Source organism: Allomuricauda sp. CP2A (assembly GCF_001683915.1).
Classification (GTDB): Bacteria; Bacteroidota; Bacteroidia; order Flavobacteriales; family Flavobacteriaceae; genus Flagellimonas.
Window position 1 is genome coordinate 17,880 of sequence record NZ_LXTT01000118.1, and the last position, 17,981, is coordinate 35,860.

Below are 17,981 nucleotides of genomic sequence, written 5' to 3' on the forward strand. Positions count from 1 at the left end.
TCAAATTTTTCATGTACGCCATACTTGATATAGAAAGTACCGGAGGAAAATACAATGAAGAGGGCATCATGGAAATTGCCATTCATCGGTTTGATGGACGTAAAGTCGTGGACAAGTTCATTTGCCTGATCAATCCGGAACGTGAGATACAGCCTTTTGTTTCCAAACTCACCGGAATCAACAATAAAATGCTGCGTTCCGCTCCAAAATTCCACGAAGTGGCCAAACGCATTGTGGAAATCACCGAGGGCACCACTTTGGTAGCGCACAATGCCCAATTTGATTATCGCATCCTTCGCACTGAATTTAGGCGATTGGGCTACGATTTCCAACGCAAGACCCTTTGCACCGTTGACCTTTCCAAACAAATGCTTCCTGATGCTGAATCGCACAGTTTGGGGAAATTGGCTCGCTCCTTGGGCATTCCCATGAGTGACCGACACAGGGCCAATGGTGATGCCATCGCTACCCTAAAATTATTCAAAATGTTGCTGGGGAAAGACTCGGACAAGAACATCATCAAAAATGTGGTGCGGGAAGAAACCCACGGTGAACTCTCCCCCACCCAACTGGATATGGTCTGTAGCCTTCCTTCGGAAACGGGGGTGTACTACATGCACGACAAAGAGGGTGAAATCATTTTTTTGGGAAAGACCAAGAACATTAAAAAAAGGGTGAACCAACATTTCACCAATGTGGGGAGCTTGGCCCGAAAACTCCAAAAGGAGACCAAAAAAGTCACTTTTGAGGAAACTGGAAGCGAATTGGTGGCCCTGCTCAAGGAATATCAGGAATTGCGAAGGACCAAACCCAAACACAACAACATTGCCCGAAGAAAACTCTTTTCCCATATCATCAATTTTGAGCAGAATGGTGAGGCACACATCATTTTGGATATTGAACATAGCAAATCGAAAGCTGACCAAAAGATTGGGTTCAACGGTATACCCTCTGCCAAAAACTTTTTGAATAAGATTCGCTCAGAATTTGAGATTTGCCCTTCTTGTCTTCATCCCAAGGCCCCTTGCTTGCAGAATAATGAGGAAACCGACACCTTGGATTGCAATGAAAAGGTATTGTCCGCCTTTGAGAAGTACAGCATCCATAGAAAAAACATTGCCCTTTTAGATCAAGGAAGAGAAACCGGCGAACGAAGTTTTGTTCTTATCAAAGAGGGTAGGCTTCAAGGATTTGGATTTGTGGAACTCAACCATCAAGTCAATAATATTCATATCTTGGAGTCGATAATGACCTCAATACCGGGTGATGAAAACACCACTTTTATCATTGAGTCCTATCTCAGAAAAAACAACAGACTCAAAGTTATTCCCTTAAATTCTGCCCCTTGAAGCAAGAAAAGCCACATTCTGGATGGAAACACAAACTTCATGAGGTTATTTATGAAGCCGATACCCCTGCCGGAAAGTTGTTTGACATTGTTCTTTTTGTGCTGATCATTCTGAGTGTCATCTTGGTCATGCTGGAAAGTGTAGACCAGATTGATGAGGAGCATCACAGGGTTTTACTGACGCTGGAGTGGATCATCACCATTTTCTTTTCGTTGGAGTACATTGCCCGAATCATCAGTATAAAAAAGCCCTGGAAATATATTTTCAGCTTTTATGGCGTCATAGATTTTGTTTCCACGATCCCGTTATATCTCTCCTATATTCTCGCAGGCTCCCAAGTGCTTTTGGCGGTAAGGGCCTTTCGCTTATTGCGGGTTTTCCGGATTTTGAAATTGGTAAAATTCATTGGTGAGGCGTCACAACTGCAAGCTGCCTTAAAGGCAAGTCGAACCAAAATTGCCGTGTTTATTTATGTGGTCTTGATTTTGTCTGTGATTCTTGGGACCTTGATGTATTTGATTGAAGGGGATGAAGCTGGGTTCACCAGCATTCCCACAAGTATTTACTGGACCATTGTTACCCTGACCACCGTAGGGTATGGCGATATTGCCCCGCAAACCCCTTTGGGGCAGTTCTTGGCCACGGTGATCATGATCTTGGGATATGGTATCATTGCTGTCCCAACTGGAATTGTCACCGCTGAGTTTACCCGAAGCAAAAAAGAAGGTGAAAACTCCGGCCATACGGTACATGTAAACACCCAAGCCTGTCCCAATTGTTCTGCCGAGGGACACCGGGACAATGCCACCCATTGTTATAACTGTGGTCATTTGCTATGAGCAACAAGGTATTAATAGCCGTTGTGGGGCCAACTGCCATAGGAAAAACAGCTTTGGGCATCCTTTTGGCACAACATTTTGATACAGATATTCTTTCCGCAGATTCCCGACAATTTTTTAAGGAAATGAAAATCGGTACAGCGGTGCCTTCTCCCGAGGAATTAAAAGCCGTTCAGCATCATTTCATTCAGCATAAAAGCATTTTTGAACCCTATTCCGTTGGTGATTTTGAAAAAGATGCCCTGAAGCTGTTGGACACCCTGTTCCAAAAAAAAGACATTGCGGTCATGGTGGGGGGCAGCGGGCTTTATGTGGATGCCGTGATCTCTGGACTTGATGAGTTTCCTGAAGTTGACCCAAAAATTCGGGAATCCTTGAACCAAGAGTTAGAGGAAAAGGGATTGGAACACCTCCAAAAAGAACTCAAATTCAGGGATCCCCAATATTACAAAAGGGTGGATTTGGACAACCCCCATCGGTTGATTCGCGCCCTTGAGGTTTCCATTTCGGCCAACAGGCCCTACTCCTCTTTTTTGTCCCAAAACAGGCCTGAAAGGCCATTTAAGCATCTCTACATGGGCATTGATGCCCCCAGGGAAGTGATTTATGGGCGTATCAATGCACGTGTGGACCAAATGATGGAGGCCGGATTGTTGGAAGAGGCCCAAAGATTGCCTCCCCATAAAAATTTGAATGCACTACAAACAGTTGGTTACAAAGAACTTTTTGAATATCTTGACGGACACTGTTCATTGGATGTTGCCGTTTCGGAAATCAAAAAGAACACGAGGCGTTTTGCCAAGCGACAATTGACCTGGTTACGAAAGAATGACAATATCCTTTGGGTGGATCATAAAACCAACACCAAACAAATTTTGAAAAAACTAAACGAACACCTTAAAGCCCTGAACCATGCCCAACGGTAAAAAAGTATTGGTGGTCATGGGCGTAAGCGGTACCGGGAAAACAACCGTGGGAAAACTTCTTGCAAACAAATTAAAGTATCCCTTTTTTGATGGGGATGACTTCCACCCCAAGGAAAATGTTGAGAAAATGAAAGCGGGCCAACCCCTCAACGATGAGGACCGAAAGGAATGGTTGCTACGTTTAAACCAAATTGCTCGCGAACATAGACATACGGGGGCGGTTATAGGTTGTTCTGCCTTACGCAAGAATTACCGAAGCCTTTTGCGTGCCGGTGTGGGGTCCTGTATGGAGTTTATCTATCTGAATGGTTCTTTTGAGCTGATCAAATCCCGTTTGGAGGCACGGAAAGACCATTTTATGCCCATTGAATTGCTTAAGTCACAATTTGCGACCTTGGAACCGCCCACAAGGGCCATCTCGGTTTCCATAACCAAGGAGCCTGCTATAATTATTAAGGAAATTGTTGCGCAGATAAAATAGTAAGACATAAAAAAGCCACCCAAAAAGGTGGCTTTATATTTTATGGAAAAGTTTTTATTGGTTTTCGGCCTTGACCACCAATCGAAACCCTTCTCCGTGAATGTTCAGGATTTCTACCAAATCATCCTTTTTAAGGTATTTTCGCAACTTGGCAATATACACGTCCATACTACGGGAAGTGAAATAATTGTCGTCCCTCCATATTTTGGTCAATGCCAATTCGCGCGGCATTAAGTCGTTCTCATGCAAGGCCAACAAACGCAAAAGTTCATTTTCCTTGGGTGATAATTTAATGGGTTCCTCTTCCTTATATTTTAAGAAACGGAGTTTTGAGTTTAAATGGAAGTTACCGATTTGAAACTCAAATTGTTTGCTGTCCGCTAAGGTACTGGAGGCCTTTCTTTGAAGTATGGCTTTAAGTTTCATGAGAAGCACTTCTGAATCGAAGGGCTTGTTCAAATAATCATCGGCACCTGCCTTATATCCTTTGAGCACATCTTCTTTCATGGTCTTGGCAGTAAGGAAAATGATCGGAACGTTCTCGTTCTTTTCCCGGATTTCCTTGGCCAAGGTAAATCCATCTTTATAAGGCATCATAACATCCAAGATACAAACGTCATAATTGTCCTTTTTGAACTTCTCAAAACCTTCCATACCATTTTTGGCCAGAACCACATCAAAGTCGTTCATGGTCAAATAATCCTTTAGGACAATCCCAAAATTTGGGTCATCCTCTACCAATAATATCTTCTTTTTTTCTGTTTCCATAGTTTGTTTAAATTAAAGGGAGTTTAATGTAAAAAGTGCTTCCTTTTCCTTTTTCACTTTCAGCATAAACTTCGCCTTGATGATCGTCTATAATTCGTTTTACGTAGGCCAATCCCAAACCGTGGCCTTTTACATTATGTATGTCACCGGTATGTTCCCGATAAAACTTCTCAAACACCTTTTTAAGGACAGCCTTGCTCATTCCGGCCCCGTGATCCTGTATTTTTATGATGATGTTGTTCTTTACCACTTCCGTGTACACATCAATCTTCGGTGATTCAGGTGAGTATTTTACCGCATTGTCCAGAATATTCACAATTACATTGGTCATGTGCATATCGTTGGCCAACACTTCTGATCTTTCCGCATCCAGGTGCTGGTTGACGTAACCTCCCCGGTCTTGGACAATCAGTTCAATATGGGCCGTGGCATCTCCAATAATATCATGGATATCGACCCTGTCCTTGGTGATGTCCAACTGATTTTTTTCCAGCTTCGAGATCCGAAGTACATTTTCCACTTGGGCGTGCATACGCTTGTTCTCGTCCCTGATCATTCCCAAATATCGTAGCACCTTTTCCTTGTCTTCAATGGATTTTGGATTTCGTATGGCCTCAACAGCCAAATTTATGGTGGCAATGGGCGTTTTGAACTCGTGGGTCATATTGTTGATAAAGTCCGACTTTATCTCGGATATCTGCTTTTGACGTATCAACTGATAAATGGCACTGGAATATGCTATCATAATCACCAATGTAAAGACCAAAGACAGCAATGCCATCCCCATAATGGAGCTGAACAGGAATTTTTTCATGCTGGGGAAAGTCAAGAGCAATGAAAAATTGCTGTTTCCCTCGCTATCCTTAAATATGGGGGCCTTGTACATTTTGGTTCCTGAAAATTTGAACTTTTTCGACCTGACCTTGGTAGGATACCCTTGGCTGTACACCCCATATTCATAGTCAATATCAATGTTCCTGTTTTTCAACTCCTGACTGAGCAGTAACTCCAATTCATGATTGGACACCCGCTTGTGAATGGGCCTGGTCTTGGCGTACTCCATGAACACATCTTCCCAAGCAGCTTTATCAATACTGGACAGTCCACCTATCTTTTCAGCCCTTTGGATGGGGGTTAAACTATAACTTTTGCCGTCCAGACCATATTCTTCCTTGTAAATGGCCTTGGTACGTTTACTGGTATAGTTTTTAAACGTGGTGGTATCCTCTCCTGTTTCTGTGTTATCAAAGAACGTAGATGTTATATTGTAGTCTTCTTCCAGAATTCCATGGGAGTAAAAAAGAATCTCATCGGAGTTTAAATCCCGGTCTACAAACAAAAAATTCCTGAACTGTGTGCTTTTGGGCTGACCAATACTGTCCACAAGCGAAGCCAAACGATCGGAATAATCCTTCATCTCCCTCTTCTCTACCCTGCTCGCCACTTTGTCCAATATGTCCGTGACCGTCCTTGAGAATTGTTCCTCCTTGTCGTTTATGGATGTTCTAATCCAATAGACCTGAACGAAAATTATCCCAGTAAGGGACAAACTCATAAGAATGACGAGAAGAACGAATAGCTTCTTGTTCATTGAACCAAAATTAAAAATTTAACATTTAGGCCTTTTACCGTTTAACCTAACCTTAACAAAAATGTTAAAATTTTGAGGTGGATAAGGCTACTAGTTTGGTGTGGAGGTCCTTTACCGTTTGCTTGGTGGTTTCCAAATCAACGTTCTCTATGCAAAAATCGGCCAGGGGTATTTTCTTGTTGTCCTCTATTTGGTTTTCCATACGTTGCACCACCTGCTGTTCCCCTACTCCGTCCCTATCCATCACACGCTGCAACCTCATCTCTTTTGGAGCGGTAATCAGTATAGTAAAATCATATTTGTCCTGTGCCCCATTTTCAAAGATCAGTGCGGTTTCCTGTATTACATAAGGTACGGATTTTTTTTGGGCCCATTCCAAAAAGTGCTCCCTTACCGCTGGGTGTACAATAGCATTCAATTTTTTTAGCAATTCTGGGTCTTTGAACACCTTTTCGGCAATGAAGGACCGGTTTAAAACATTGTCCCTGTATGCGTTTTTGCCCAACAGAGCTATAATGGCATCTTTGACCTCTTCCGAGGAATTCATCAATCTTTTGGCTTCCTCATCCGAATCGTAGACAGGAACCTTAAGCTCCCTGAACATTTCGGCCACGGTACTTTTACCACTGCCTATTCCACCTGTTAAACCAACTATTTTCATTGCTGTTCCAGTACAAAGTTAACGGACTTCTCTGAGAGCCTAACATCATATACATTTTCTGGCTTTTTGGTAATGGTCAGGAGCAAGGTATTTTTATTGGTGCCGTTTAATTGCGCATAATCAGCTTCCACCTCAAAATCTGCCGAGGATATCCCCTTTAATCGCTCTACGGTGGCCTTGCAAAGCACCGTCACGGCATTGGGGAAGGTTTTTACCTGATATCCTTCGGGCGGATTGACCACAGTTATGGGTGTTTGAAAAACTTTTTCCGAAAACCTGACCACTTTGCCCGAAACATTCGCTCTTCCCACAGAAAAAATACTGTTGTCCAACCCCTTTGGGAAAACCAAGGACACATCTTTTGAAAAATCTGTGGACAAATTGGTCAATTGTACAGGTTCGGTCTGGATTTCTTCCAAGGTATCAATTTCACTTTCAGGTCCCTTCACCACTACATGGTCTGGGGTAACCTGTGGCCTGCCATCCATGATGTGATTCTGCTGAAACTGCAAATCCAGATTTACCTTAATGGGTATTTCCTTGGAAGCGACTTGGTATAAATCCACTACCAATTGGCTTCGATCAAGATCCAACAGTGAAATGTTTTGTGAGAGTTGGGCGTCTATCTGTTTTCTCAATGCATCATCAGTCAGAATGTACTGCCCATTCTGATATGCCACTTGCGACACATCAACGTCAATCCTTTTTTTGACAAAATTGTAGAACAAAAACTGAAACCCACTGGTTCGCAACTTGGCCTCAATAATGTCTTCGGAGTTTTTCCCCAATAAAAGTGAATCAGGAAGGTTTCTGTAATTCAGGGTTAAATTGGCCCTTGACTCGTATGTTTCTGACAGATTGCTTAAAAACCAAGCAAAAAAAGAACACGCCAAGAACAGTGAAAATACCTTCACTTTCTTCTGATTGAGGCCGTGCAATACTTTTTTGAACACTCTTACTTGCGTTTAAAAAACAGTTTGGGGAACAGCTCTTCTGGCTCCTTGTTACTAAAGTTAAGCAAGATCGTAGACTTCAGAAAACCTATTCCATATCCTGTAAACTGCGTTAAGGCCGCAAAAATTGCCAAAAAGGCCACTTTTACATTTCTGTTCTTGAGCCAAGCATCCAAAAACAACACCAAAAAGTAAGCAACATACAACCACAATGGCAATAAAAAGCCCACCACCGCCAATAAAATTGATATGCCCAGTCCCAACATGAAAAACGTTGGAAACCAGTATGTGGGTCGTGTTGTACCGGGATGCCATTTGTTCAAAATAGGGCGCACCATGCCAAACTTGTTTACTTGGATGTAGAATTTGTTCCAGTCGATGCGTCTTTTGTGATAGACAAACGCCTTGGGGAACAATCGCGTATCGAATCCGGCCTTCCAGATGCGAAAGGTCAAATCCGGGTCTTCTCCGGGATGGATCCGTCCAAATCCACCTGCTTTTTCAAAAGCCTCTTTGGAAATTCCCATATTAAAGCTTCGCGGCTGGAACTTTCCAACAGATTTTTCGCCCCCACGTATCCCTCCTGTCGTAAAAAAAGAGGTCATCACATAATTTATGGCCTTTTGAACATCGGTAAATGAGGAATCCGCCGCATCTGGTCCACCAAAACAATGCACAAATGCCTGATTCAGTTCCTTATTGACCTCCGTGAGATATTGTTGGGGAAGGATACAATCCGAATCCAAAATGATAAAATAATTGCCCTGGGCCTTCTGCATTCCGTAGTTTCGGGAATCGCCTGGACCGGAATTTTCCTTGTAGTAATACGAAATCTGGAGCTGGCCTTGAAACTTCTTAACAATGTCCTCTGAACTTTCGGAAGAACCATCTTCCACAATCACCACTTCAAAAGGAGCAGCGAAATCCTGGTGCACCAAACTCTCCAACAGTTCCCGTATTTCTTCAGGTCGATTGTAAACAGGGACTATTATGGAGAATGATGTTTTCATGGAGAGTGTTGAATGTCAGTTCGAGCGCAGTCGAGAACGCTTTAAATTGGCATCAATGCAGCACATCTCGACTGCGCTCGATGTGACAATCAAAAAGCCCCTTTAAAACTTTTCGGTCTGTTTACTCGGTAAATTCATCAATTACCTCCTGGCTTACCCCTGTGTTGGAGAACCCACCATCATGGAACAGGTTCTGCATGGTCACTTTTTTGGTGAGGTCAGAAAATAGGGTCACGGTATAATCTGCACATTCATCTGCCGTGGCATTGCCCAGCGGTGACATTTTCTCTGCATAGTTGATGAATCCGCCAAATCCTTTTACGCCCTGGCCTGCCGTGGTCGGTGTTGGGGATTGTGAAATGGTGTTCACCCGTACTTTTTTCTCTTTTCCGAAGAAATAGCCAAAACTTCTGGCCACAGATTCCAAATAGGCCTTGTTATCGGCCATATCATTATAATCTGGGAAGGTTCGTTGCGCAGCCATATAAGTCAAAGCCACGATGCTGCCCCAAGGGTTCATGGCATCGGCCTTGTACAGCGTCTGTAATACTTTATGGAATGAAAGTGCGGAAATGTCCCATCCTTTGGCTGTAAAATCATAGTTCTCATCAGTATAGGCCCTTCCTTTACGGACATTCACGGACATTCCGATGGAATGCAGTACAAAATCCAGTTTTCCACCCAAAATCTCCATGGACTTACTGACCAAATTTTGCAAATCCTCTTCACTGGTGGCATCTGCAGGAATAATTTCAGAGTTGGTCTTTGCCGCCAATTCCTTAATCTGACCCATACGCATGGCTATGGGTGCATTGGTCAACACAAACTCCCCGCCTTCTTCATGGACGCGCTCTGCCGTTTTCCATGCAATGGAATTTTCATCCAAAGCTCCAAAAATGATTCCTTTTTTACCTTTTAAAAGATTGTATGCCATAGTTTTTGTGCTATTGTTGGTTCAACTGCAAAGATATTTATTCTATTTTGATTGTTCGTTATGGATAACCGTATAGATTTACGCCATGCTGAATCTTCCCGAATGGTACATACAGGCTTATTTTTCAGCACCCCTTTCCTATTTTTATCTTATGAGGATGAGACCCTGAAACCTGCCTTTGTCGGCATGCAGGAAAGTTCAGGGTAACGGACGAAAGCATCATTGTAACAACTGCCGTGCATGGGCCAAAGCAGATTCCGATAACGATTTCCCACCCAACATCTCCGCAAGTTCCTGTACGCGTTCGTCTCCGCTCAACTCTTTCATGTGGGTGCTGGTGCCTTCCCCACTCTCTTGCTTAAATACTTTAAATTGATGCTGCCCTTTGGAGGCCACTTGGGGCAAATGGGTAATGGAAAACACTTGCATGGTCTGGCTCATCTGCTGCATGATTTCGCCCATTCGGTTGGAAATTTCCCCGGAAACCCCGGTATCAATCTCATCAAACATCATGGTGGGCAATTGCTCATACGTGGCCAAAATGGATTTTATGGTCAGCATGATACGGGAAAGTTCCCCGCCCGAAGCAACTTTCTTCAATTCGCCATACTCCGAACCTTTGTTGGCCGAAAACAAAAACACCAAATCGTCCTTGCCATTGGGTTTAAAGGTTTCTGAGGGATTCACCTCAATTTTGAAACTGGCCGAAGGCATTCCCAAGGCATACAGATTTTCCTGAAGCATGCTCTTGAGTTTGGGTATTACTGTATTTCTTGCATGCCTTATATTCTTCGCACGCTCTTCTACTTGGTCAGCCAACTGCGAAACCTCCACTTTCTTTTTGGTAATCTTTGATTCGATGTTGGCCACCGCCTCCACTTTTTGGGACAGTTCTTCCCTGATGTTTATAAGTTCACCAACAGATGCGGCTTGGTGTTTTTTCTGCAAGTCGTACAGTTGCTGTAATTGACCGTTCACGGTTTCCAATCGCTCTGGATTGGCTTCAACCGAATCCTTTAGTTGCTCCAGTTCGGAGGCTATATCATCGGTTTCAATGAGCACGGATTGAATTCTATCGTTGAGGGAAGCATAGGCCGGGCCAAAATCGGCCAAGTTTTGGAAAGCGCGTTTTAAATCGGCCAAACGGCCCAAAATGCCCAATTGTTCATCATTCAACAACTGGTACCCAGCCGCTAGCTGCACCATGATTTCCTCCACATTGCTCAACTGCTCATATTCGGCTTCCAGCTCTTCCTGCATGCCTTCTTTTAGTTGGGCATCCTCCAATTCCTTCAACAAAAAACTGTTGTAATCGTGCTCCTTGTCTGCATTGGATTGAAAATTTTCCAAGTCCTGCAATTCTTTTGAGGCTTTTCGGTATTGCCCCAAATACGTTTTGTAGTTCTTTAGGTTCCCTGAATTATCAGCAAGGGCATCCACCACCTTCAACTGAAAATCGTTTTCGGTAAGGCGTAGGGTCTGATGCTGTGAGTGGACATCCACCAATTGATCGCCCAAAGCCTTCAGCACATCCAAAGTGACAGGGGTGTCATTTACAAAGGCCCTTGATTTCCCGCTGGGAAGGATTTCCCTCCGAAGAATGGTCCTGTCCTCATAATCCAGATCATTTTCGGCGAAAAAAGGCTTTAAATCGTATTTGGAAATGTCAAACTCGGCTTCAATGACGCATTTCTGCTCCGTGTTTTTAAGGGATGACAAATCTGCCCGTTTCCCCAATACCAAGGAAAGACCGCCCAGAAGTATGGACTTTCCTGCCCCTGTTTCGCCCGTAATGGTGGTAAAACCATTGGAGAACGTAACTTTTACGTCATCAATTAAAGCGTAGTTTTGGATGGAAAGATTTGCCAGCAATTCTAAAGATTTTATCCGTAAAGATAAATCTCTTTATAGAACTGCACTAGTAATTTATCTCATTCCAAGTACTGGAATAAAATGGAGCCACCTTGTTCAGGGTCTCCTTGAGCTTTACGATGTCCACTTTGGGGCCATCGGAGAAGATATTTTGGATTTCTTCTGACTTGGCATCGAAGAAGGTCTGAATCAAAAAAGCATTCGGCCTTCGGCTGATCAAGGTTTCAAATAACCGAAGACTCCCGGCAATAATCTGTTTTCCGGTACTGTTGTTATCCGCCAAAACATCCAACCCTTTTCGGTGGTAGTTGTACATGGCAATGCGATATTCCCGGAACGAATTGCTCAACAGGTTATCCACCAGCTCAAAACGGGTGCGCTCTCCCGTTTCTTGGCTCCATCCGCTAAAGTTGGAACCTTGTGCTTGGGTGACAATGTTCTGGGCCCTTCTGTAATAATCATCGCCGCCTTCCAGAGAAAAGGTATCAGCATCCAGACCCAAAATAAGATACACATAATAGGAAATGACCCCCACTAAATTGGAGTCGAACGAATTGGGATTGTATACCAACGGCTGAAATTCCTGATACTGAAAATTGAAAGCATCATCCTTGTAATTGAACACTGGACTTTCATACGACGTATTAAAAACAGGACGAGAAGACTGTATTTGGATATTTGCCTCAAACCGGTCGGATTCATACTGGGTAACGGTAATGAACATTCGGGCATTGACCCGTTCATTTTCCCGATACACCCGATTGGTCCACTTGCTATTGTTCACAAAATCGTTCAAGGAACGTTCCAAGGTCTTGAAAATCTGCTGATTGGTCTGGCCTACTTGATCGGAGTTCACGGTAACCACACAATTGAGTTCCTGTGCGGAGACCGCCTGAATGAAGACAAACAAAAAGGTGAGCAATAGAGTGTTACGCATGAATTCTGGAGATGATTTCTTCCCAAATATCGGAAGCCACTTCGGGCTTCGTCTTCAATCCAAACGTTTTAATCTTCAAATTCTTATCAATGAAGGTGATTTTATTGGTGTCGCGGCCAAATCCGGCCCCTTCATCCTTCAGGGAATTCAAAACGATACCATCCAGATTTTTGCGTTGTAGTTTGCCTTTGGCATTTTCCAATTCATTTTCGGTCTCCAAAGCGAATCCCACCAAAAACTGATGGGTTTTCTTTTCGCCCAAGGAAAACAGGATGTCGGGATTTCGTTCCAGTTCAATGTTCAAATCACCATCTTTCTTCTTCAGTTTTTCCTTGGCGGCATGCTTGGGGCGATAATCGGCCACAGCGGCTGCGCAAATGGCAACATCGGTATCAGCGTAGTGTTTTTGGCAAGCATCATACATTTCTTGGGCAGAAGTCACCCGAATCAAATCAATGGAACTGTGGGTGGCATCCAAATGCGTCGGTCCGGAAACCAAAACGACTTTTGCGCCCAGTCCGGCAGCTTTTTTGGCCAGTTCAAAACCCATGGTGCCCGAGGAACGGTTGCCCAAAAATCGGACGGGGTCAATGGCCTCGTGGGTGGGCCCTGCCGTTATGAGCACTTTTTTGCCCGTCAAAGGTAGGCCTTGGGCCAAATCTTCCTCAATGAACTGAACAATGTTCTCCGGCTCTGCCATTCTACCTTCTCCATGCAATCCACTGGCCAACTCCCCAGACTCAGCGGGAATCATTTTATTTCCGAAGGACTCCAATTTTTCAAGGGAAGCTTTGGTGGATGGGTGTTGGTACATATCCAAATCCATGGCCGGGGCAAAATATACCGGACATTTTGCGGATAGATAGGTTGCCAGCAGCAGGTTATCGCACACGCCATTGGCCATTTTGGAGAGCGTATTGGCCGTTGCCGGGGCAATGAGCATCAAATCGGCCCAAAGACCAAGCTCCACATGGTTGTTCCATGAGATACTGCCATCTTCTTCATTGACAAAATCCAGCAACACCGGATTCTTGGACAAGGTAGATAAGGTAAGTGGGGAAACAAAAGAGCCGGCACTCTGGGTCATTACAATTTTGACCTGGGCACCAGCTTTTATCAATAGCCTTACTAAAAATGTGGTCTTGTAGGCGGCAATTCCCCCGGTAATGCCCAAAAGAATATGTTTACCGCCAAGCATTTCTTAGGCGTCTTTCTCTGTGTTCCTGTAGTAGATTTTATCATCCAACCATTCCTGAACGGCCAACGCATGTGGCTTTGGCAACTTTTCATAGAACTTGGAAACCTCGATCTGTTCTTTGTTTTCAAAAACCTCTTCCAAACTATCGCTGTAGGTGGCAAATTCTTCCAACTTTTCCAACAACTCCTTTTTTATCTCGGAGTTGATTTGGATACCACGTTTGGACACTATGGAAATGGCTTCATAGATGTTGTTGGTTTTTTGATCGAATTCGTTCCGGTTAAGGGTAACCGTAGAAACCGGGGCTTTGGTATTTTTCAAATCTTGCATATGCAGTTGTTTTAAAAAACTTTTTACTTAGTAGTAGTATTGGAAACGGTGTATGCACTCAATTCTTTTTGAATCTTATCTGATAAATCATCCGCTTCTTTTTTAAACTGTGTCTCCGGAAAGTAGCGCAATAAGGTGTTGTACGAATCAAGCGCATTCTCAAGACGTTCTTGTTTTCTGTTTTCGGTGCTGTTGAGTGCCAAATTGGTGGTTGCCTCTATTTTGTAATACAAGGCTTCCTCCCTATAAATGGAGCCTGGATTGTCTGAAATAAAATTATCCAAAGCAGTGATCGCCGAAATTAAAATGGGGTAATTGAACTTCCCCAATTTATTGAACTGCTTGGCTATCTCCAATTGCTTCTTCTCTTTTTTCGTGGTCAATTCCCGAGCCATGGCATTGGCCTCCTCAAAATATTCCGATTCTGGATAGGTGTTGATAAACGTCTGGAGTTTGGCCAGGGCCTTATCCGTATCGGTTTGGTCCAACGAATACCTTGGGGAAAGCTCATAATAGCTTTTCGCACCCAAAAAACTGGCTTCCTGAATCTTATCACTCCTTGGATAGGATTTAATGAAACGTTCAAATTGATATCCCGCCAAATAATAATCGCCTGTTTTAAAATAGCAATCGGCAAAAAAGAACATGACCCTTTCGCCTTGAGGTTTTCCCACATATTTTGGGGCTATCTGTTCGTACAATCGTTTTGCCCTTTTATAATCCCCTTCTTCATAGAATTTCTCCGCCATGTCATATTTAGGCTTAATGTCCTCGTTCTTGAGTACTTTTTGGTATTCACTACAAGACACAAGCAATACAAGCACGGCTGTTAAAGGGAGTATGGACCTCATTTTCAAAAACATTTTGCAAAATTAGTGATAATGAACGGATATAAAAAAACATTTTACCATCCAAAAGTAACGGGTACAAAACCATCCTCCCAAGGTTTTGGGCAAGTTTTAACGAAATCTAGGCGTGCGCTGTGTTCTGTGCCCTCAAAAAACCAGCAATTCTATTTTTCAGGGAAGGGGTCGCTTCAACCAAGGGCAAACGCACCACTGCCGTGGAAAGTCCCAAGTTTTCAAAAACACTTTTGATTCCGGCCGGGTTACCCTCCTCAAAAATCAATTGCATCAGGGGCAATAGCTTATGATGGATTTTGTACGCTTCATCTGCACTTTCCTGGAGCCCCAAGTTTATCATTTTGGAGAATTGGGAAGGCAATCCCTGTCCCAAAACGGAAATTACCCCTGCCCCACCGGCCAAAACCGTGGGCAATGCTGTTGGGTCATCGCCGGAAATCACCATAAAATGCTCTGGTTTTTCCTTGATAATCTTATCAATCTGAACCATTTCCCCACAGGCTTCCTTGATCCCCAAAATATTGGGAACCTCGTGTGCCAAGCGAAGTGTGGTTTCGGGCAACATATTGCTGCCGGTCCTGGATGGTACATTGTACAAGATAACTGGCTTAGGGGAAGCTTTGGCTATGGCCTTAAAATGCTGGTAAATGCCTTCTTGGGTAGGTTTATTGTAATAGGGCGAAACGGATAAAATGGCATCGAATTCCGATAGATCCAATGCTTTCAACTCCTCAACAACGGCCATGGTGTTATTGCCTCCCACGCCCAAGACCAAGGGCAATCTTCCTGCATTGGTTTTGATCACGGTGTCCATCACCAATTGCTTTTCTGTATTTGTAAGTGTAGCCGATTCTGCCGTAGTACCCAATACCACCAAATAATCCACCCCACCTTGAATGTTGTGCTCAACAATCTCTACCAACGCATCCACATCCACCGAAAAATCTTCTTTGAAAGGGGTCACCAGAGCAACGCCCGTGCCTACCAATTTCTCCATCACAATTCTTTTAAAACCTTTAAATACTTTTTTAATTCACTCTTAAAGAGTGTGAAATCCTTCATATTGGTATTTAAGATCAAATCGTTAACCTTGGGATCTTGACTCCCCAAACCAACTTTTATCCTGGCCGGGGTCTTAACGGACAACAATTTCATCATCAAATTGTCCTCATCATAATAATTGATCAACATGTCGTACTCCCTACTCAAAAACTCCAGAACATAACTGTTCTCGATCTGACCTTTCCACCCAAGATCTTTATCTGAAAATATCTGGATGGCATACGGTGAGTTTTTGTCGTACTCCCTCTTATAACCAATGATCTTAATGGCATTGGGTCGCAGGGAAAACTCATCGATCAATTCATAAAAGGCCTCCGCATTCTGGAAATTATCCACATCAACAATGCAGCCAACGCTGGTAATTCCCTTTTCCCGGGCTATGGGCAAGGAGGGTTTTTCCATTTCCTCCTTTAAATATTTAAGCCCTGATTTAACCTTAAATTTATCTTGGAGCCCCTTTATAAACATATTTTTATGCATTTTTACAAAGGTAAATATTCTACCAAGATACTTAACAAAGATACGCACGTGATTGGTTTAAAATTCAAACAATTTGTTGTATTTACAACGCTTTGTTTTTTATTTTCCTGCAAACAGGAAACCGGAAAGCTCTCCAAAATTGATGGGGTGCAAATACCCATTGATGCTTCTTTGGAGGAAATGGATTCTATCTCCAGTTTTGTAGAACCCTACCGAAATAGAATAAATCAAGTTCTGGACAGCTCCCTGGCCTATGCGCCGAAACCTTTTTTATTGGATGATGGCGCGCACAATACCTCCATGGGAAACCTTATGGCCGATATTGTTCTTGAGGAAGCCGCTCCCATCTTTAAGTCACGCACCGGAAACAATCTGGATTTTGTGGCGCTCAATTACGGGGGTGTCCGTTCCATTATTTCTGCGGGAAATGTTACCGCCCGAAACGCCTACGAGGTCATGCCGTTCGAAAATTATATCGCCATCGTGGAAATGAGCGGCACTGCTGTTCGGGAACTCATTACATTCTTGGCTTCTGCTCGGGATGCCCACCCTATTGCGGGAATGCAAATTGTTTTGGACAAGAATGGTTCCTTGGAATCCGTGAACATTCAAGGGAAACCGTTTGATGAAAACCGGAATTATTTTGTGGGCACTTCCGATTATTTGGTGCAGGGCGGCCCCAGTGTTGGCTTTTTTAAGGATACCATTTCAACAACCCATATTGATTATCTATTGCGAAATGCCATTATAGATCATTTCAAAAAAGCAGATACACTGAAAGCCGCGGTAGATGATCGGTTTATTCAATTGAAGTAATGAATCGAAGAAAATTTATAACAAACACTACGGCCGCTTCCACATTGATTGGTTTGGGCGGACTCAGTTTGAACTCCTGCTCGGGCTTGGGCTCCAAACATATCACCATCTTGCATACCAACGATGTGCACAGCCATATTGACCCGTTTCCCACATCACATTCCCAATATCCCAACTTGGGTGGCGTGGCCCGTAGGGCCACATTGGTGCAGCAAATCAGAAATGAAAACCCAAACACCTTGCTTTTTGATGCCGGGGACATTTTTCAGGGTACCCCCTACTTCAATTTTTATGGTGGGGAACTGGAGTTTAAATTGATGAGCAAGCTCAACTATGATGCCAGCACCATTGGCAACCACGATTTTGACAATGGGATTGATGGCCTGTTGGCGCAAATGCCCCATGCGACATTTGATATGCTTTCCGCGAATTACGATTTTTCCAATACCGTGATGGAGGGTCATGTGAAACCATACAAAATCTATACTGTGGATGGGATAAAAATTGGGGTCTATGGCCTTGGGATTGCCTTGGACGGGCTGGTGACCAAACGATTGTACAAGGAAACCCGATACTTAAATCCCTTTGAGATTGCCTTGGATATGGAACGCCAGCTCAAGGAAGAAGAGCAGTGCGACCTTATCATCTGTCTTTCGCATTTGGGATACGATTATGAAAACCCCCAACGCCCTTCAGATACACAATTGGCGCAACAAACTTACCATACCAATCTCATTATTGGTGGGCATACCCATACCTTTTTGGAGCGACCTGATGTACGCATCAATAAAAATGGGGACTCCGTTTTGGTAAACCAAGTGGGCTGCTATGGCCTTAATCTAGGCCGAATTGACTTCTATTTTGATGCTGACAAGAATACTTCAGCCAACGGAGTGAGTATTTCGGTTTAA

The 17,981-nt window shown here is 43.5% G+C and carries 19 protein-coding genes; 6 read left to right on the forward strand and 13 right to left on the reverse strand.

From position 1 onward, the window contains the following. Nucleotides 1–11: 11 nt before the first annotated feature. Genes A7D14_RS13830 through A7D14_RS13845 form a run of 4 tightly spaced genes read left to right on the forward strand, consistent with a single transcriptional unit; the run spans nucleotide 12 to nucleotide 3,595 of the window. The gene (locus A7D14_RS13830) at nucleotides 12–1,349 is read left to right on the forward strand and encodes an exonuclease domain-containing protein (RefSeq protein WP_067035769.1); all 1,338 of its coding nucleotides are present in this window, start codon (nucleotides 12–14) and stop codon (nucleotides 1,347–1,349) included. Further along, nucleotides 1,346–2,188 carry an ion transporter gene (locus A7D14_RS13835; RefSeq protein ID WP_067035772.1) on the forward strand — a complete coding sequence of 281 codons (843 nt, stop codon included), beginning with the start codon at nucleotides 1,346–1,348 and terminating at the stop codon, nucleotides 2,186–2,188. Before A7D14_RS13830 ends, A7D14_RS13835 begins: the two co-directional genes overlap by 4 nt. Then, complete coding sequence (gene miaA / locus A7D14_RS13840; protein WP_067035775.1) at nucleotides 2,185–3,114, forward strand: tRNA (adenosine(37)-N6)-dimethylallyltransferase MiaA; 930 nt, start codon at nucleotides 2,185–2,187, stop codon at nucleotides 3,112–3,114. The genes A7D14_RS13835 and miaA overlap by 4 nt, the downstream gene beginning before the upstream one ends. After that, the gene (locus tag A7D14_RS13845; RefSeq protein WP_067035778.1) at nucleotides 3,101–3,595 is read left to right on the forward strand and encodes a gluconokinase; all 495 of its coding nucleotides are present in this window, start codon (nucleotides 3,101–3,103) and stop codon (nucleotides 3,593–3,595) included. The genes miaA and A7D14_RS13845 overlap by 14 nt, the downstream gene beginning before the upstream one ends. A gap of 54 nt (nucleotides 3,596–3,649) precedes the next feature. Here the strand turns inward: A7D14_RS13845 and A7D14_RS13850 are convergent, their stop codons facing one another. The 13 genes from A7D14_RS13850 to A7D14_RS13910 form a co-directional block, all read right to left on the reverse strand. Next, nucleotides 3,650–4,363 (reverse strand): response regulator transcription factor, encoded by a 714-nt coding sequence (locus A7D14_RS13850; RefSeq protein WP_067035781.1) that lies wholly within the window; start codon nucleotides 4,361–4,363, stop codon nucleotides 3,650–3,652. A gap of 7 nt (nucleotides 4,364–4,370) precedes the next feature. Continuing rightward, entirely contained in the window at nucleotides 4,371–5,954 is a 1,584-nt protein-coding gene (locus tag A7D14_RS13855) for a sensor histidine kinase (RefSeq protein ID WP_067035784.1), read from the reverse strand. 64 nt (nucleotides 5,955–6,018) lie between these two features. Then, nucleotides 6,019–6,615, reverse strand: a complete 597-nt coding sequence (gene coaE, locus A7D14_RS13860; protein WP_067035787.1) for a dephospho-CoA kinase — start codon at nucleotides 6,613–6,615, stop codon at nucleotides 6,019–6,021. Then, the gene (locus A7D14_RS13865; protein ID WP_067035791.1) at nucleotides 6,612–7,568 is read right to left on the reverse strand and encodes a YbbR-like domain-containing protein; all 957 of its coding nucleotides are present in this window, start codon (nucleotides 7,566–7,568) and stop codon (nucleotides 6,612–6,614) included. The genes coaE and A7D14_RS13865 overlap by 4 nt, the downstream gene beginning before the upstream one ends. Nucleotides 7,569–7,570: 2 nt before the next feature. Further along, nucleotides 7,571–8,578 carry a glycosyltransferase gene (locus A7D14_RS13870; RefSeq protein ID WP_067035794.1) on the reverse strand — a complete coding sequence of 336 codons (1,008 nt, stop codon included), beginning with the start codon at nucleotides 8,576–8,578 and terminating at the stop codon, nucleotides 7,571–7,573. Nucleotides 8,579–8,699: 121 nt separating this feature from the next. Further along, nucleotides 8,700–9,512 (reverse strand): enoyl-ACP reductase, encoded by an 813-nt coding sequence (locus tag A7D14_RS13875; RefSeq protein WP_067035796.1) that lies wholly within the window; start codon nucleotides 9,510–9,512, stop codon nucleotides 8,700–8,702. A gap of 219 nt (nucleotides 9,513–9,731) precedes the next feature. Further along, the gene (recN, locus tag A7D14_RS13880) at nucleotides 9,732–11,384 is read right to left on the reverse strand and encodes a DNA repair protein RecN (protein ID WP_067035799.1); all 1,653 of its coding nucleotides are present in this window, start codon (nucleotides 11,382–11,384) and stop codon (nucleotides 9,732–9,734) included. Nucleotides 11,385–11,430: 46 nt separating this feature from the next. After that, the gene (locus A7D14_RS13885) at nucleotides 11,431–12,321 is read right to left on the reverse strand and encodes a DUF4835 family protein (RefSeq protein ID WP_067035802.1); all 891 of its coding nucleotides are present in this window, start codon (nucleotides 12,319–12,321) and stop codon (nucleotides 11,431–11,433) included. Next, complete coding sequence (coaBC, locus tag A7D14_RS13890) at nucleotides 12,314–13,519, reverse strand: bifunctional phosphopantothenoylcysteine decarboxylase/phosphopantothenate--cysteine ligase CoaBC (RefSeq protein WP_067035805.1); 1,206 nt, start codon at nucleotides 13,517–13,519, stop codon at nucleotides 12,314–12,316. The genes A7D14_RS13885 and coaBC overlap by 8 nt, the downstream gene beginning before the upstream one ends. Before the next feature lie 3 nt (nucleotides 13,520–13,522). Next, nucleotides 13,523–13,849 carry a DNA-directed RNA polymerase subunit omega gene (locus tag A7D14_RS13895; protein WP_067035808.1) on the reverse strand — a complete coding sequence of 109 codons (327 nt, stop codon included), beginning with the start codon at nucleotides 13,847–13,849 and terminating at the stop codon, nucleotides 13,523–13,525. Nucleotides 13,850–13,872: 23 nt separating this feature from the next. Continuing rightward, nucleotides 13,873–14,712 (reverse strand): outer membrane protein assembly factor BamD, encoded by an 840-nt coding sequence (locus tag A7D14_RS13900; RefSeq protein ID WP_067035811.1) that lies wholly within the window; start codon nucleotides 14,710–14,712, stop codon nucleotides 13,873–13,875. Between the two features lie 106 nt (nucleotides 14,713–14,818). Further along, nucleotides 14,819–15,709: a 4-hydroxy-tetrahydrodipicolinate synthase gene (dapA, locus tag A7D14_RS13905; RefSeq protein WP_067035814.1), complete on the reverse strand. Its 891-nt coding sequence runs from the start codon at nucleotides 15,707–15,709 to the stop codon at nucleotides 14,819–14,821. Beyond that, nucleotides 15,709–16,254, reverse strand: coding sequence for a DUF6913 domain-containing protein (locus A7D14_RS13910; protein WP_409552691.1), 546 nt, complete (start codon nucleotides 16,252–16,254; stop codon nucleotides 15,709–15,711). Before A7D14_RS13910 ends, dapA begins: the two co-directional genes overlap by 1 nt. Here A7D14_RS13910 and A7D14_RS13915 point away from each other — a divergent pair. Both A7D14_RS13915 and A7D14_RS13920 read left to right on the forward strand, forming a co-directional pair. Continuing rightward, nucleotides 16,249–17,070 (forward strand): 5'-nucleotidase C-terminal domain-containing protein, encoded by an 822-nt coding sequence (locus A7D14_RS13915; RefSeq protein WP_255307465.1) that lies wholly within the window; start codon nucleotides 16,249–16,251, stop codon nucleotides 17,068–17,070. The two genes, A7D14_RS13910 and A7D14_RS13915, sit on opposite strands and share 6 nt — an antisense overlap. After that, nucleotides 17,070–17,981, forward strand: a complete 912-nt coding sequence (locus A7D14_RS13920) for a bifunctional metallophosphatase/5'-nucleotidase (protein WP_067035817.1) — start codon at nucleotides 17,070–17,072, stop codon at nucleotides 17,979–17,981. Before A7D14_RS13915 ends, A7D14_RS13920 begins: the two co-directional genes overlap by 1 nt.

Coding starts and splice junctions, on each gene's coding strand:
- A7D14_RS13915 (WP_255307465.1), top strand. CDS start 16,249: ATGCATTTTTACAAAGGTAAATATTCTACCAAGATACTTAACAAAGAT.
- A7D14_RS13830 (WP_067035769.1), top strand. CDS start 12: ATGTACGCCATACTTGATATAGAAAGTACCGGAGGAAAATACAATGAA.
- coaE (WP_067035787.1), bottom strand. CDS start 6,615: ATGAAAATAGTTGGTTTAACAGGTGGAATAGGCAGTGGTAAAAGTACC.
- A7D14_RS13900 (WP_067035811.1), bottom strand. CDS start 14,712: ATGTTTTTGAAAATGAGGTCCATACTCCCTTTAACAGCCGTGCTTGTA.
- A7D14_RS13850 (WP_067035781.1), bottom strand. CDS start 4,363: ATGGAAACAGAAAAAAAGAAGATATTATTGGTAGAGGATGACCCAAAT.
- A7D14_RS13920 (WP_067035817.1), top strand. CDS start 17,070: ATGAATCGAAGAAAATTTATAACAAACACTACGGCCGCTTCCACATTG.
- A7D14_RS13870 (WP_067035794.1), bottom strand. CDS start 8,578: ATGAAAACATCATTCTCCATAATAGTCCCTGTTTACAATCGACCTGAA.
- A7D14_RS13855 (WP_067035784.1), bottom strand. CDS start 5,954: ATGAACAAGAAGCTATTCGTTCTTCTCGTCATTCTTATGAGTTTGTCC.
- dapA (WP_067035814.1), bottom strand. CDS start 15,709: ATGGAGAAATTGGTAGGCACGGGCGTTGCTCTGGTGACCCCTTTCAAA.
- A7D14_RS13845 (WP_067035778.1), top strand. CDS start 3,101: ATGCCCAACGGTAAAAAAGTATTGGTGGTCATGGGCGTAAGCGGTACC.
- A7D14_RS13885 (WP_067035802.1), bottom strand. CDS start 12,321: ATGCGTAACACTCTATTGCTCACCTTTTTGTTTGTCTTCATTCAGGCG.
- miaA (WP_067035775.1), top strand. CDS start 2,185: ATGAGCAACAAGGTATTAATAGCCGTTGTGGGGCCAACTGCCATAGGA.
- A7D14_RS13895 (WP_067035808.1), bottom strand. CDS start 13,849: ATGCAAGATTTGAAAAATACCAAAGCCCCGGTTTCTACGGTTACCCTT.
- A7D14_RS13875 (WP_067035796.1), bottom strand. CDS start 9,512: ATGGCATACAATCTTTTAAAAGGTAAAAAAGGAATCATTTTTGGAGCT.
- A7D14_RS13910 (WP_409552691.1), bottom strand. CDS start 16,254: ATGCATAAAAATATGTTTATAAAGGGGCTCCAAGATAAATTTAAGGTT.
- coaBC (WP_067035805.1), bottom strand. CDS start 13,519: ATGCTTGGCGGTAAACATATTCTTTTGGGCATTACCGGGGGAATTGCC.